Here is a 16,192-nt window from a genome sequence, read left to right on the forward strand (position 1 = left end):
TTAAAATGTACGAATAATATTGAAGTTACAATCACATTCAGCAGGAATGCGTCCAGTTTCTTTTATTGTCCTTATTAATATATCTTTTGAAAGTGCTTTTTGTGAGCTGACTCCGGCAGCATGCATGATTTTTTCATTACCGATAGTTCCATCAATATCATTTGCGCCGAACCCAAGTGCCAGCATAGCTATAGGAAGAGTCAACATTACCCAGTATGCCTTTATGTTGTGGACATTGTCGAGCATAAGACGACTGATCGCCATCGTTTTTAAGTCATCCCAGACACTGGTTCGTGTTATGCTTTTTTCCAAGGCAGTATTATGAGGCTGGAAAGGAAAGCAGATAAAAGTCTGTAGGCCGCCAGTTTCATCCTGTAAATTGCGTAGTGTGATTAAATGATTTATGCGTTGCTCTATAGTTTCTATGTGACCATAAAGCATACTGGCATTTGTTTTTATTCCCAATTTATGAGCAGTACGGGCTACTTCCAGCCATTCAGCGGAAGTGGCTTTATTAGGGCAGAGTTTTTGGCGTATATTGTCATCAAGAATTTCCGCGCCTCCTCCGGGCATTGCTTCCAGTCCGGCAGCAATAAGCTCAGTTAAAACTTCCCGTATAGATTTACCGCTGATTTTTACAAAATGCATGATTTCTACACCGGTAAAGCCTTTTAAATGTAATGCAGGAAAAGTTTTTTTGATAGTTTTTACTATATCCAGATAATATTCGTAAGGCCAGTCAGGATGCAGTCCGCTGACAATATGAAGGTTTTTCATAGCGGGATTTTGTGCAGCTTTATCTATCATAGCAATAACAGCCTGTTTAGTGAGGGCATAAGCATTTTTGCTGCCTTTTTTACAACCAAAAGCGCAAAATTTACATTGTCCGACACAAATATTAGTTAAGTTTACATGGAGATTTATATTGTAGTATACATAATCGCCGCTTATTTTTTTTCGCATGGTATCAGCAAGATACCCAATTCTGGCTAGATCATTAGAAGCATAAAGTGCTAAGCCGTCTTCTTTTGTCAATCGTACGTTATTTAATAGTTTGTTTTCTATTTTATCTAAGGTATTACTCAAAATATAGTACTCCTCTAAAAAAATTACTAAAGGATCTAAGTATTGCCCTACTATATGCATATAATAATGAAATTAGGTGGCATGAATGTGAATATATCATGATTCTTTATGCTGAGCGGCAGATAAATCCTTAAGTTTTAAACGATAGAATAATTACAAATATCTGGCAGTCAGATAATAAAGATCTATCGAATGCTGCTTGTCCTATAAATTATACTACAAAGTACATAAGGAGAAAATAGACAAATTGTCAAATTGGGCTGCTGCTTCTTAGAATAAGATATATTTCTACCGGGAAAAATTTAATTTTCACATAATCTGATTATTATATCTTCAAATAAAATGGGTGTGTCTTGTCCAGATTTTATTTTATAATCAGCATCGGCAAAGTTTACTATAGCAGTCCGCAGTGATTTTATATCGAAATGTTGAGCCTGGTTCATTAATTTTTCTGCAATAAACGGAACAAGGCCGATGTTTCTGGCAATAGTTTGTTTACTTAAGCCTTGCAATAGATAATATTTAATTTTCCATAATTGATTGATATGGCGTGTTAATATTACTAAAATCTTTATGAGATTGGCTCCAGCATTTTTCTCTTTTTCTAACAAAAATAAAGCTTCTTTTACATTTTTGTTTCCCACGGCTTCAGCTAGAGCAAAGACGGATATTTCCGGTAGGCCAGATAATATGTTTATCAAGTCATTTTTGGTTATAATTTGCTTGTCTGTATAAAGGGAAAGCTTGTCAAGTTCCTTGTCGAGAAATCCCAAAGAAATTTTTTGCATAAGTCCGATAGTAGATAATAAATAATGATATGCTTGGGTATCAGGGCGTTTATGCATTTCCCTGAATTTGTCGTTGAGCCATTCACTTATGTTATAGGCACGTATAGGATTAGTTTCTACAACACAGCCGTATTTGTCTATAGCTTTATATATTTTACGTCTCTTATCAGGTTTTTCATCTGTTTCTAATATCAAGGTGGTAAAGTCGGGAATATTTGCTAATAAACTAAGCAATTGTTTTTCTCGATTTTCAGCAGTTTTGCTTTTTTTGTCTTTGAGCAGATTATTATTATGAACCAGTATAATATTTTGCTTATTAAAAAAAGGCAGGGTAGAACAAGCTTCAATAATACTATTTATAGAAACTGTATCGTCAAATTTACTTATGGAAGTTTGGCTATTTTCATTGCTGTTTTCAGGTAAAAGTTTATGAATTAACGCCCGGAAAAATTTATCTGTAAGAAATTTTTCTTCACCGGCAATTAAATACAATCTTTTTAAGTCATTTTTTTGTAAAGTTCTCAGAGCATCTTTATACTGCAAATAGAACACGTCCTTTTAATTAATATAAGGATGAATACTGCATCTGTAACCATCTGTGGAAAATACAACAGCTCCATTCTTGTCAGTTCGATAAATTTTGCTGCCGACAGCATGCAGCCGCTTTAATACATTTATATCAGGATGACCGTATTTATTATCAGCACCGACTGATATTACAGACCATCTGGGATGCACTTTGGTTAAAAAGAGCATGTTACTAGATGTATTTGAACCATGGTGAGCTACTTTTAAAACTGTACAAGATAGATCAGCTGTATTTTGTTTAACTAAAGTTTTTTCTTCTTCTGCTGGTGAATCACCGGTAAAAAGGGCACTGAAATTTTTATATGTAACTTTGATGACAACAGAAGTTTCATTAGTAGTATCTTTATTTTGCGGCTTTCCGGCATAAAGTACCGTGAACTTTACATCATCAACAATAAATGTTTGGCCAGTAGTTACAGGAATTACTTTATTCATTATATCGCTTTGGGGTGGAATATGCCACAAGGCAGCATATTGGATACGATTTTCGTGACCGATAAAAACGTTTTTTACTGGAAGCTTTTGAATGATGCTGCCAGCTCCTTTGGCATGGTCACTGTCGATGTGACTTAGAAATATATAATCAAGAGAAGTTACACCATAGTGATAGAGATAAGGAATATCTACGCGTTTGCCAAGATCATAATCCCCACGGGGATTGCCTCCCGTATCAATCATCACTGTTTTTTGATGTGGTGTTATTATGAGGGCTGCATCACCTTGGCCCACGTCAATAAAATGAATAGTAAGTTCATGTGGTTTTAAGATATTGTAAATAAAAATAGTTGTTAAGATACAAAGAAATATGGAGAAAATAAGGCTATGCATTTTTATTTTGTTAATGCAGAAAACGCGGTACGGTTTATATAAAAGAATAAGAAAAGCAATATAATATAATAAACTGCCGGGCAGTGTAAGATAAGGCAGATAAACACTGCTTGCCGGCAGAATAGATAAAAACTTGGTTGTTTCGTGAACAAATCCAAGCAGCAGACTGCATATTATCAAGATAATACTGCTGAGAAAAGGGAAAAAAATATTTAAGATAATAGCGGATAAAGCTAATATAATAATACCATCAACGATGGGAACAGCAACAATATTGGCAAGTAAGGAACTCAGTGATATGGTATGGAAATACCATGATAGAAATGGCAGACAGAATAATTGAGCACTTAAAGTTATGGATAATGGTAGTGCTGCAAATGGTGGCATAAAGCAAAGTAATTTTCGGAAAAAAGGGGCACCATAAAGAAGACCGGCAGTAGCGGCAAAGGATAATTGGAAACTCACATCAAATAGAAGACCTGGCGAAAAAATGAGCATAAAAAGGCCGGCAAGGGTGAGCAAATAACGGGAGTGACTTTCCCGTCCAAAAGTAAGGGCGGCATAGGAAAGTATACCCATTGAGGCCGATCTTACAACGGGAGGAACCATCCCAGAAAGAAAAGAATAAACAATTATTATAAAAGATAATATAATAAAAATTAGCCATTTTTTTAAATGGAATATTTGTCCAAATCCGATAATGGTTCCGGCTAAAAGTGTAATGTGCGAGCCGGAAACAGATAATATATGAACTATGCCGGTGGTGGTAAATGAATCCAAAAGGTCAGGATCTATTCCAGCATAACCACCGAATAACATGGCAAAAATAGCTGCTGCATCAGCGTTTGGCATTATTTTTTTCATGGAAGCACGGATATTTTCACGGATTTCAGCCATCTTCTTGGCAAAAGGCAGGATATCTAGTTTAGTTATTTTCATGTTGCTGTGAGCTGTTACGGCAGCAAATATATTCTGCTGCCGGGCTGTTGCTATGGTATCAATGCGTCCAGGATTTTTATAGGAAGATAATTTACATATTTTTCCTGTTAAAGCTATTTTGTCACCGATTGATGCTGTGGGCAGAATTTTTTGCCGGACATATAGATAATAACCACCACTGGTGGTTTTGCCATTGCTACTTAATGCAGACATTTTATATGTAATATGGTAAAAGCCAACAGCATCTTTATGTATCTGAGGTTCATCCTGTACTATACCGGTTATTTCTTGCTGCCGACCTATGAGCATAGAAATATTATCAGTAGGAATGTCCTGATATAGAAGGCAGCGCTCTAAACCAATGGTAAAAAATAGTAAAATTATAATTAAGAAAGTATATTTATTTTTTTTTATGGTACCATAAAATGAAAGGATAAATAATATAATCACTATAATAGAAATAATTTTCAGGGAAAAGAGAAAATATGTACCAGAAATGATTCCGGACATAAGACTTATAAAAATAGTGTTTTCCAGAAATAGAGGATATTGGCCATATTTCATAACAGAATCCTGTCTTTTATTTTTGTCAGTTTGGCAGTACCTATACCATGTACATTTTTCAGTTGCTCTATAGTTTTAAAAGCACCATTTTTTTGGCGGTACTGAATTATGCGGGAGGCCATAGCTGGGCCAATCCCGGGAAGCTTGCTGAGCTGAGTGGCATCGGCAGTGTTAATGTTAACTTTTTCCTGGTTTTTGTCGGAGGAATTAACACTGTTTGTTTCAATAGATGTTTTTACCGGAACTTTTATCTGCATTTCGTCTTGTATTTTTTGGGCTAAATTAATACCCTGTGGATCAGCTGTTTCGCTCAAACCCCCACACTGTTTTACTGCATCAACGATGCGCGCTCCAGCGGGCAGAGTAATGACACCGGGTTTATTTACAGCACCTGTTACATAGACAACAATGGTATTATTTTGTTCTCCGCTAGGAGTGATACAAGTTTTGTTTTCCAGGGAAACACTGCTGGTATGGTAATGAGTGTAAAATATGGATACAGTTGCTGCGGCGGTTATGAGAAGTAGTATAATAAGTTGTTTTTTAAACATAGGCATAATAAAATCCTTTGAAAATAAACAAAAAATAACGAAAATTCAATCTTAATTATACAGACCAAATTTAAATTTATGGTTTAATTTTAGCAGTATGCGAAGACTGCTGTATACCGAAGTACCTAATAATATAGTTTTTTGCCCATTGTAGAGAGGTGGAATATTTTTTATACGGGCAATGCCATATCCGAAGTGAAGTCCCATAGGGATAACTTACCATTGTAACATCTATGGGACTGTTTATGACAAGAGAATTAGTCGTTGTTATAAAACATTGGAATATAATTTTTGCATTTCTTTTGCTATTACATGAAGATTATTAGGGCGCAGCCGTAGATTGTAGCCAATAAAAAGTGGTGAAGTAGGAAACCGAGGCATTATTTTCACAGTAATATAGCCATCAATTCGATAGAAAAATATATTATAACTTTTACAACGTTTGTTAAAATGATTCATTATATAGTCGACCGATATTTTTATAAAATCAGCAATAGTATCAGTTTCACTGTTATTTGTTGTAAGGATATTTAGCTCACAAAAACCCAGGCGCGGTTGCGTAGATACATTGAGTTCTACATGGCGCCTTTTAGCGACGGGAATGCCAATGAATTCGTCTTTTTCATACATTAGTGAAGCCTCTGTATGCTTTAGACCGATTATCTGCATATGGGGATGGCGCATGGTACCACCAGATAATGGACCATAGTTTTTGAAAAATAGTACAGATTTATATTTGCCTGAATCAAGCATAGCAAACCAGTGTCTGATGCCAAAATGTATGAGTCTGTGCATATGCTCCCTACTGTAATCAGGAATATCACTTCCACAATAGCGTGTTTCTAGAAGGACTGTCTGATAAGCATCTTCTAAAACATTGTATTTATTTTCTAGTAATGTTAATTCACCACAGGTATCAATGATGTTTTCAAGATGAGTATAATCACAAAAGGGACATTTAGCATTTTTGTTAATAATTGTTTCTGGCTTATTTCTGCCTATTGATGTATTAAATTCTATAATATTTTTTTCCATTACAAGTCCCTCGGAATAATAATTTTCTAACAGCGGTAATATTTTTAAATATAAATTATACTAGCGTAGTTTAAAGATAAATGCTATAATTTTTAAGTTAACATTTAAAGGTTATAATTATGAATGAATTTGCTGTTGAATATATTATATATAATTTCAGTAAAAAAGGAAAATAAAAGTTTTGTTTAAAATGAAGCAGGTGCTGACGATAAATACACAAACTACTACTGAAAAAGAAAATGATAAAAATAAATCCTTTCTAAAAGGAACACTTATATTAACAGTAGCCGGAATCGTTGTTAAGGTTATAGGGTCATTGAACTGGATATTTGTGTCACGTGTTTTGGGTGGAGAGGGAATAGGGCTATATCAAATGGCATTTCCCATTTACTTTTTGGCGTTTAATATTTCTACTGCTGGAGTGCCAATTGCTATTTCTATAATTACAGCTGAACATGTGGCACTAAAGGATATATGGGGTGCCAAACGGGTTTTTCATATATCTATGACATTGATGTTTTTTACAGGTATTTTATGCAGTTTGTTAACATATTTTGGTGCGCAATGGCTTATAGACTGGCATTTTATCCGGGATCCACGTGCTTATTATGCGGTTGTGGCATTGTCTCCAGCAATATTTTTTGTTACTATTCTAGCAAGTTCACGTGGTTATCTGCAAGGCTGGCAACGAATGACACCAACAGGGGTATCGCAGATCGTAGAACAGATTTTTCGTGTTATAACGATGATATTGTTTGCACAGCTTTTACTGCCTTATGGCTTGGAATATGCTGCTGCTGGAGCGAGTCTGGGAGCTGTAGCTGGAGCTGTGGCTGGTCTGCTTGTCTTAATATATTTTCATTGGCAGTTAAACAAAGATATCAGTAAGAAATATGGAACACATCTTGCTCCTCCACCTAATACGAAAGTTGAATCGGTTGGCCGGATAATGAAAAGAATATTCAAATTATCATTACCTGTTTCAGCAACAAGTATTATGCTGCCGATTGTGGCTAATCTTGATTTGATGATAGTACCGCAAAGACTTGAAGTGGCTGGTTACACAGTCAATGAAGCAACTAAGTTATTCGGGTATTTGACAGGGATGGCGGTGCCGCTGGTCAATCTGGCCACGATATTGACAGCGGCACTAGCAATAAGTATTGTGCCGGCTATTTCAGAAGCACGGATGCTGAGAAATTATGATAGCTGTTTCAAACAGACTGCTGGTGCGATACGCATAGCAAATTTTATTTGTTTCCCGGCTTTTGTAATTGTTTTTATATTAGCAGTACCAATAGCTAGTCTTATTTATAATGCTCCTGGAGCTGGACCAGCTGTATGGGTATCGGCTTTTTCGATAGTTCTACTAGGTCTACACCAGATTACCACAGCTGTTTTACAGGGACTGGGGCATCCTACGGTTCCCATGGTGAATATGATTATTGCGGCAATTGCCAAAGTCATTTTGAATTGGACGCTCACAGCGCAGCCTTCGCTGGGAATTATGGGAGCTGCATGGGCAACAGCTGCGGATATAGGAATTGCCGCACTTATTAATTTATATTTTCTTCATAAATATATAGGGTATAAAATAGAGTTTAAACAGGTAGCAAAAAATATCATGGCCGCGGCGGTAATGGCAGTGATAATTTATGCGACCTATCATCTGATCATGTTTAAGCTGTCTAGTAATGCTATTGCAACATTAAGTTCTGTATTTGTAGGTGCTGTTGCCTATATAGTAGTTCTTTTATTAGTGAGAGGAATTTTGGAAAGCGATATGGAAGCCATCCCAGTGGTTGGTAAATTTGCTATAAAGGGTCTGCGGAAAATAGGTGTGTTTAAAGAAGCATCTCAGGAGTAATACGAAATGAAAAAATTTGTTCTTGCCTATAATCCGGTGTCAGGAGATGCTATGTTTAAACGAAAACTGGATCAGCTGATTGCAGTGTTCCAGGAACGATATTGTATTCTGGTACCATATAGAACGGGGTTACATAATGAAGATTTTGTAAGAGTTGTCAGTATGATAAAGCCAGAAGGAATTATAATTGCTGGCGGTGATGGAACTCTCAACGAAATTATAAATATAATGCTAAAAAATAAGATAGACCTGCCTATTGCGGTTATACCAAGTGGGACGTCAAATGATTTTGCTTCGGGGCTGTCATTGAATTTAAGTGAATTTGAATTATATTTGGATGCAATTATTGCGAAGAATACTATGTCTGTGGATGTTGGTTATACTGGCGATAAATATTTCATAAATGTGGCAAGTGCAGGAACACTTACTTCTGTGGCGCATGACGTTGACCGGAGGCTGAAAATGACTTTTGGTAAGTTGGCATATTATTTGCGGGGCATAGGTGAGTTGCCGAGATTTCGGGCACTTGATATGATGGTGGAAACTGATGGAATAATAAAAAGGGTAAGCGCATTTTTTGTGCTTATAGTTAATAGTAATGTAGTAGCTGGACTAAAAAATGTTTCAGTAAATGCTAAATTGAACGATGGTAAGCTCGATCTGATAATGCTTAAACAGTGTAAACTATCTGAATTAGTGGCTTTTACCGCAGAAACGGTTGCGGGTAAAGCTGTGGTTGGTAATAAAAATATTGAATATATTCAGGCAGCGGCGATAAAGATTAGTAGTAATAAAATTGTTGAAAGCGATATAGACGGAGAACCGGGACCAGTGCTGCCGTTAGATATAAAAACAATACCATTGGCAATTAATATATACATAAAATAAAAGTATACTTAATAAAAGGTTATGATTCCGCATGCGAAATCATAACCTTTTTATTTTTATTTATTTTTAAGCATTAATTACATATAATATAATCCCGAATTTATAGCGATACGCATATCATTGTCTACTTTTTCCTGGGACCATTCAGAAGGATCCTCATGTTTTTCATCTTCTTGTTTTGTCTGAGTATTTGGTAAAACAGGCGGCTCAGATTTGGAAATGGTTTCTTTAGAAATTGGCTTGGTATAATGATATTTAGAAAAATGATCTTTTATGAAGCGTGTATCAATATTGCCAGTACGGAAGTAAGGGTCACGCAATATTTTTTTATGCAGGGGAATAGTTGTTTTAATCCCATCAATGGTAAATTCGTCCAAAGCACGTTGCATGATTTTAATAGCATCGCCACGGGTCCGCCCATGTACAATGATTTTTGCTATCATGGAATCATAATATGGAGAGATACTAAGACCGGCACATACGCCACTGTCAACGCGCACACGCGGACCGCCTGGTTCAATAAAGAAATTTACTTTTCCTGGTGATGGAAGAAAATTATTTTCTGGATCTTCTGCATTTATACGGCATTCAATAGCATGCCCGGTATTTTTTATGTCAGATTGTTTAATATCAAGTGGTTCACCTGCAGCAATACGTATCTGGGTACGCACTAGATCAATACCGGTAACTGCTTCAGTTATAGCATGTTCTACCTGTACACGTGGATTTATTTCCATGAAATAAAAGTCATTATCATGCAGATTTAGTAAAAATTCTACTGTACCGATGTTACTGTAATGAACACTCTTAGCAGCTTTTATAGCTAAATCTCCTACACGTCTGCGCATATCAGGAGTTAAGGCCACCGAAGGCGATTCTTCCAGTAGCTTTTGGTTACGGCGCTGCAGAGAACATTCCCGTTCACCTAATTGAAGGACCGTGCCATAATTATCGGCTATGATTTGCACTTCTATATGGCGTGAATGATTGATATAGTGTTCAAAGTAATATTTAATATCTTTTAAATTGGTGATATGTAATATCTTTTTTAAATCATCTTCACTATTAGCTACGATCATTCCTTTACCGCCACCGCCAGCAACAGGTTTTAAAATTACAGGATAACCTACTTCAGCAGCTTTTTTTATAGCATCTTCTTCATCAATAAGTGGATCACTGCCTTTAGACATGGGAATCCCAGAGGGAACCATTGCGGCACGGGCAATATCTTTGTCGCCAACTTGCCGGATAGTTTCTGGGTGAGGTCCTATCCAAGTCATACCGGCTTTTGTTACACGTTCAGCAAAATCGGCATCTTCAGATAGAAAACCATAACCAGGATGTACAGCATCAGCTTCGGTATCAAGGGCTGCCCGCATTAAAGCATTATAATTTAAATATGATAAGGCAGCATCAGCCGGACCAATATTATAAGCTAGATCGGCCAACTTGACATGCATAGCGTCCTTATCTTCATCGGAATATACGGCAACAGATTGAATGCCCATTTCTTTGCAAGCCCTGATGATACGGACAGCAATTTCACCACGATTAGCAATTAAAATGCGTTTAAACAAAAATATCACTCCTAGTTATACAGTATATATTGTGAAAAACAAAACTTAGTAAGGTATTTTTTTATTTTAATGAAACCTGTATAAACAATAATGAATAATTGTTCTATACAGGACAAATTTATTCTATATCACTGATGAACATAAGTCAAGTTAATGATATTATTAATAAATAGTAATATAATATTTAACAGTACTTATGTCTATCACCAAAAAACAAAAGCTATATAAATTTATTTAGTAATGTATAAAAATAATTTTGGCGATAAATAATGTAAATTTCTTGTTTTGCAGATAGTATTAATTGGAAAATGTTTATTACAAGAAGCTTTTTGATATACAAAAAAGAAAGTTTTAATAATATCATAAATATTTTTACAAAAAAAGTTTTTTTACAAAAATTTATTTATCACAGGAAAAAATTTATTAAATGATATACTACTCATAAATTATGATTATCAGCAGCAAATTTAATACCAGCGTTAATTCTTACATTGGTCAGGACACGCATTACATTCTGTGAATGTTTAAGTAATTTATAACAGGAAGATAAATCATTATCTTTATATATTTGGTTAAAGGCAATAAATTCATCTGTCATGCGATTATCATATTGTTCCCCATCAAAAGCTTCATAATTATTATTGGTTTTTAATATGGTATTGCGGCAGATATTAGTGGGACCATTTAAATGAATATAACCTTTTTCTCCCTGGATAAGTACACCGCTGATACTTTCAGAATCTTTTGCGGCACTGCAAGTGGCAATGGTATCGTTATAAGTTAAAATGACTGTACCAGAAGTATCAATACCGTTACTGGCAATATTGGGGTAATATGTTGCTGACAAGGGCATTCCCAGTAAGCCGATGACGAAATGCAGATTATATATATTCAAATCGTATAGGCATCCACCAGAGAGTTTAGGATCAAATGCCGGAAGGACAATTCCTTTAAGAAAGTTATCATAGCGGCTGGAATATTGAAAATAATTGGCCTGAATAATTTTTAAAGGACCTAAGTCTGGTAAATGTTTGCGGATAAATTGGTAATTGGGAGAATATAATAAAGTTATAGCTTCAAAAAAGAATAAATTATTTTTTTCTGCCATAGCTATTAAAGTATTTAATTCATCAATATGCGAAGTAACTGGTTTTTCACATATAATATGTTTTCCGGCCATAAGAGCTTTTTTAGCATATTTGTAATGCATATTATTAATAATACCTATATAAATAAAATCAATGCTATTATCTGCGAGCATGGCGTCATAATCAGTAAAAATACTTTTGATGTTGTATTTGTCAGCGAGTAAAGAGGCTTTTTGCCTGCTTTTAGGGCGTGCGCATATTGCGCAGGGAAAAATAGTGTCTACATTATGTAATGCATCTAAGCATGTTACAACAATACCACCAGTACCTACTATTCCTAAATTCAAATGAGTCACCTTCCATTTCGGTTTACAGCAATATTCATTTATGATAAAAGATTATGTATATAAAAATTATATATAATTTTTATATTATTTACAATGAATGAATATAAGTATACAAAATACAAATAATTAAAAAGTATTTTCAGTTGTTTTAAAAATAATATGGCAGATGTTATAATAAACGTAATTATTTTAGTAGTAGACATATTTTTAAGGAGGAAAAATTATGCCATGGTCAAAAGAGCAAAAGGAGGCTATAACAGTACGCGGGAAAGATATTCTTGTAGCAGCAGCAGCTGGGTCGGGTAAAACAGCTGTTTTAGTGGAAAGAATTATGAACTTGCTCTTATATGATAAGATGGATATAAATGAAATTTTGGTTGTTACATTTACAAATGCGGCAGCAGCTGAGATGCGGGATCGTATAGGGAAAAAACTGGAGGAAAATTTATCTCTGGCAGCACAGGATGGGCATGTGGATATAGTTAAAAAATTAGAGCGCCAGCTTATATTGCTTAATGCAGCAGATATATCTACACTTCATTCATTTTGCCAAAGTATTATACGACGAAATTTTCATAAGATAGATGTTGATCCTAAGTTTCGTTTGGCAGGAGAACAGGAAATAACGCTGTTGAAACAGGATGTATTGGCAGAATTGCTGCAGGAAGAGTATGAGCGGGACAACAACGAGTTGTTTCTGCAATTTGTTGATTCTTATGGTAGTGAACGCGGCGATGATGCAGTATATGAAATAATTCTGCATGTTTATGAATATGCAGTAAGCCAACCTTTTCCACAGCAATGGCTCAATGAACTACCACGTCATTTTATGCTCGCAGCTAATGGTAAAATAGAAGATACTATATGGATGGATATAGCAAAAGCTGATATAAAAGAGGGATTGGAAGAATGTTTTTGCCTTAATTCAGCAATGGAAAAAGCAGTAACACAGGCGGGCAGTAAAGTGAAAGCAATTGCTGAAGATTTTGTTTTATTGACGGATATAAGTGATGTGTTGTTGTCATCATGGAAAGATTTATATATTGTTATGAGTGAACTGAAATTTTCAGTGATGCGCCTGCCGGAAGATATACCTGATGAACTTAAGGAATGGCTGAAGAGTAAACGAAAAAGAATAAAAGATATAATTTTCTCTTTGACAAAGGATTTTTTTCAGATGCCGCCTGAAAAGTTGATGCAGGATCTGCGGGGACAGCAGGCTAATATAGAATTTATATGTGCTTTGACAAATGAATTCATGCGGAATTTTGGGATGGCTAAGCATGAAAGAACGATTGCTGATTTTGATGATTTAGAGCATTTTGCGCTTCAAATTCTTGCAGCCCCGGAATCTACGGCACATAAACTTTTGCCTACAGAACAGGCGAAAGAGCTGCATAAGAAATATAAGGAAATAATGGTAGATGAATATCAGGATACCAATGGAGTACAAGAGGCAATTATATCTTTGGCTGCGGGAGAAAATCATAATAAGTTTTTGGTAGGGGATGTAAAACAAAGTATTTATCGTTTTCGTCTGGCTGAACCTAGGCTGTTTCTGGAGAAATACAACAATTATCCGCAAAAGCCTGAATTCCATCAGCGAATAGATTTGATAAAAAACTTTCGCAGTAGGGAAAATATCCTGCAGGCTGTGAATTTTATATTTTTTCAAACTATGACAGAAAAAGCAGCGGAAATAAATTATGGAGAAAAAGAAGCTTTATCCTGTGGTTTGCCGTATCCTGACGATGATAATTCGTTGGCAGGGCCTGTGGAACTTATTTTGCTTGAGAAAGATAAAAAGTTGTTGTCCATTTGCACGGAAACAGGAGAAGATGATGATGAAAATTTAACAGGGTTCGGGGTGGAGGCTGACTGTATAGCTAAACGCATAAAAAAATTAATTAATGAAGGGAAAAAAGTTTTTGATAAAAAAAGCGGCAGATACAGGCTTTTAACCTATAAGGATATAGTTATTCTTATGCGATCAGTGGTAGGTAAGGCTGATAAATTGCTAGAGGTTTTGCGCGATAATGATATCCCTTCATATGCAGCAGTAAACAGCGGTTACTTTGCGGAAACAGAAGTGCGGATTATGATTTCGTTGTTACAGATAATAGATAATCCCCATCAAGATATTCCTTTGGCCGCAGTATTATATTCACCAATAGTAAATTTAACAACAGAAGAATTAGGACAGATAAGGCTGTGTGATGCTGACAGTGACTTATTTAGTGCGTTAATGAAAGCTTGTCAGGCTGGTGTAACGGTGGATGTTGAATTAAAAGATAAACTGGCTGAATTTTTACAGCATTTGAAGCAGTGGCGGTCATTGGCCAGGCAATGCAGTGTACCTGAACTTATATGGCAGTTATATGATGATACCGGATATTATGACTATTGCGCCGGCATGCCGAGCGGTTTATTGCGCCAGGCTAATTTACGCATGCTCTATGATAGAGCCGCGGACTACGAAGAAACAGATTACCGGGGATTATTTCGTTTTCTGCGGTTTGTAGATAAGATGAAAAAAAACGGTAATGATCTTTCTGTAGCCAGGACATTGGGAGAAAATGAAGATGTAGTCAGAATAATGACAATCCATAAGAGCAAAGGCTTAGAGTTTCCAGTAGTAATAATTGCTGATTTAGGGAAAAAAATAAATTTAGCAGACAGCCGGCAGGCATTGCTCATTCATAAAAAATATGGATTGGGACCGTATGTATATGATAATAGATATAATGTGAGGTATCCTACTTTTGCCAGACAAACTATTGCCCGCCAGATAATTAAAGAAAGCAAGGCTGAAGAGTTACGTGTTCTTTATGTAGCAATGACAAGAGCCAGGGAGAAACTTATATTGACAGGAACGGTCAGAAATATAGAAAAGGCAGCAGCGGGCTGGTGTGAAAATTTGGCCGATGCGCTGACATTGCCAGCTTACAAAGTTCTCAATGCCAACACTTATCTCGATTGGATATGTCCAGCATTATCGAGGCATAAAGATGGACAGGTCTTTTTTCAATTATGTAAACAGCTACAGCCGGAAAAGAATATCAGTCTGCCATATGAAAATTCTTCATGGAAGATAAAGATAAAAGAAAGTTTCACTGCGAAAACAAAAAAAGAAGCTGTTGATGCAGTGAATGTATTTAAAATGATAAAAAAGAAGCAGTTTTTTCCTGCTACAACTAGTAAGGATTGGGTAGATAGACGTTTAAGCTGGCATTATCCAGAGCAGTTTAATATAGACATACCTTCAAAATTATCGGTAACAGAAATAAAACATCGGCTTGAGCCAGTAGATGATGCAGTAAATCTTTTTGCCGATAATGATTATGTCCGGCCACAGTTTCTGCAGAAAAGTTCAGCTATGACAGGATCTGAATATGGTACGCTTATGCATAGTGTAATGCAGCATTTAGCGTTAACAGGATCTTTTACCGAGGAAGAAATAAAAGAACAGTTGAATAAGATGGCTGCTGATGAAATTATATTGCCAAGTCATATTGCCTATGTCAACTGTCAATCTATTCGCAAGTTTATCTATTCTCCTATAGGTAAACGGATGCGGTGTTCTAATAACGTACGGCGGGAAATGCAATTTTCCCGTATGCTTGCAGCAGCTAGGTTTTATGATGTCCCTTCTGATAAGAAGATATTTATCCAAGGAGTAGTTGATTTGTTATTTAGTGAGGATGATGGGTTGGTCCTGGTAGATTATAAAACAGATAATTGTACAGTTGGAGATGCTGTACGCAGGTATAATGTCCAGCTGAATCTGTATAGTCAAGCTGTGGCTGATATCCTAAAAGAAAAAGTAAAGGAACGTTATTTATACTTGTTCCATAGTGGTGAGATTATCAGAATTTGAACGGGGGATGCAGGAAAAATAAATAAAAAACTGCCATGTGTAGGCATTTTCCCTCATGATCATGCAATATGCTACTTTTTCCTGTTTGTTCACAGAAGTATAGTAGTGGGATGCATATTATGAAGTAATGTCATTCAGATGGCAGTATTTTTATGAGAAAAACAGAGCT

General features: G+C 35.8%; 10 protein-coding genes. 3 read left to right on the top strand and 7 right to left on the bottom strand.

Annotated elements, in window-relative coordinates:
* From mqnE to I6760_RS06485, 5 genes are all read right to left on the bottom strand, one after another.
* Entirely contained in the window at positions 1–1,086 is a 1,086-nt protein-coding gene (gene mqnE, locus I6760_RS06465; protein WP_196593679.1) for an aminofutalosine synthase MqnE, read from the bottom strand.
* A 302-nt stretch (positions 1,087–1,388) separates the two neighbouring features.
* The gene (gene holA, locus I6760_RS06470) at positions 1,389–2,417 is read right to left on the bottom strand and encodes a DNA polymerase III subunit delta (protein WP_196593680.1); all 1,029 of its coding nucleotides are present in this window, start codon (positions 2,415–2,417) and stop codon (positions 1,389–1,391) included.
* Between the two features lie 15 nt (positions 2,418–2,432).
* Positions 2,433–4,739, bottom strand: a complete 2,307-nt coding sequence (locus I6760_RS06475; RefSeq protein ID WP_231036130.1) for a DNA internalization-related competence protein ComEC/Rec2 — start codon at positions 4,737–4,739, stop codon at positions 2,433–2,435.
* Positions 4,740–4,789: 50 nt separating this feature from the next.
* Complete coding sequence (locus I6760_RS06480; protein ID WP_231036131.1) at positions 4,790–5,344, bottom strand: ComEA family DNA-binding protein; 555 nt, start codon at positions 5,342–5,344, stop codon at positions 4,790–4,792.
* A 267-nt stretch (positions 5,345–5,611) separates the two neighbouring features.
* The gene (locus I6760_RS06485) at positions 5,612–6,379 is read right to left on the bottom strand and encodes a DUF4931 domain-containing protein (protein ID WP_196593683.1); all 768 of its coding nucleotides are present in this window, start codon (positions 6,377–6,379) and stop codon (positions 5,612–5,614) included.
* Positions 6,380–6,569: 190 nt separating this feature from the next.
* Here I6760_RS06485 and I6760_RS06490 point away from each other — a divergent pair, with 190 nt between their 5' ends.
* Together I6760_RS06490 and I6760_RS06495 are read left to right on the top strand one after the other, a co-directional pair.
* Positions 6,570–8,246: a putative polysaccharide biosynthesis protein gene (locus tag I6760_RS06490; protein WP_196594789.1), complete on the top strand. Its 1,677-nt coding sequence runs from the start codon at positions 6,570–6,572 to the stop codon at positions 8,244–8,246.
* 6 nt (positions 8,247–8,252) lie between these two features.
* The gene (locus tag I6760_RS06495; RefSeq protein ID WP_196593684.1) at positions 8,253–9,134 is read left to right on the top strand and encodes a diacylglycerol/lipid kinase family protein; all 882 of its coding nucleotides are present in this window, start codon (positions 8,253–8,255) and stop codon (positions 9,132–9,134) included.
* 77 nt (positions 9,135–9,211) lie between these two features.
* Here the strand turns inward: I6760_RS06495 and I6760_RS06500 are convergent, their stop codons facing one another.
* Positions 9,212–10,711, bottom strand: coding sequence for an acetyl-CoA carboxylase biotin carboxylase subunit (locus I6760_RS06500; protein WP_196593685.1), 1,500 nt, complete (start codon positions 10,709–10,711; stop codon positions 9,212–9,214).
* 439 nt (positions 10,712–11,150) lie between these two features.
* On the bottom strand, positions 11,151–12,146 hold the full coding sequence (locus tag I6760_RS06505; RefSeq protein ID WP_196593686.1) for a Gfo/Idh/MocA family protein: 996 nt from the start codon (positions 12,144–12,146) through the stop codon (positions 11,151–11,153).
* 223 nt (positions 12,147–12,369) lie between these two features.
* Between I6760_RS06505 and addA the strand changes: the two genes are divergently transcribed.
* Positions 12,370–16,023 carry a helicase-exonuclease AddAB subunit AddA gene (addA, locus tag I6760_RS06510; protein ID WP_196593687.1) on the top strand — a complete coding sequence of 1,218 codons (3,654 nt, stop codon included), beginning with the start codon at positions 12,370–12,372 and terminating at the stop codon, positions 16,021–16,023.
* Positions 16,024–16,192: the final 169 nt, after the last annotated feature.

This window comes from Pectinatus sottacetonis, assembly GCF_015732155.1.
GTDB lineage: Bacteria > Bacillota > Negativicutes > Selenomonadales > Selenomonadaceae > Pectinatus > Pectinatus sottacetonis.

Bases quoted from the DNA above. Each gene is read 5' to 3' on its own strand.
- I6760_RS06475 (WP_231036130.1), bottom strand. From the start codon at position 4,739: ATGTCCGGAATCATTTCTGGTACATATTTTCTCTTTTCCCTGAAAATT.
- I6760_RS06480 (WP_231036131.1), bottom strand. From the start codon at position 5,344: ATGTTTAAAAAACAACTTATTATACTACTTCTCATAACCGCCGCAGCA.
- I6760_RS06485 (WP_196593683.1), bottom strand. From the start codon at position 6,379: ATGGAAAAAAATATTATAGAATTTAATACATCAATAGGCAGAAATAAG.
- I6760_RS06490 (WP_196594789.1), top strand. From the start codon at position 6,570: ATGAAGCAGGTGCTGACGATAAATACACAAACTACTACTGAAAAAGAA.
- I6760_RS06495 (WP_196593684.1), top strand. From the start codon at position 8,253: ATGAAAAAATTTGTTCTTGCCTATAATCCGGTGTCAGGAGATGCTATG.
- addA (WP_196593687.1), top strand. From the start codon at position 12,370: ATGCCATGGTCAAAAGAGCAAAAGGAGGCTATAACAGTACGCGGGAAA.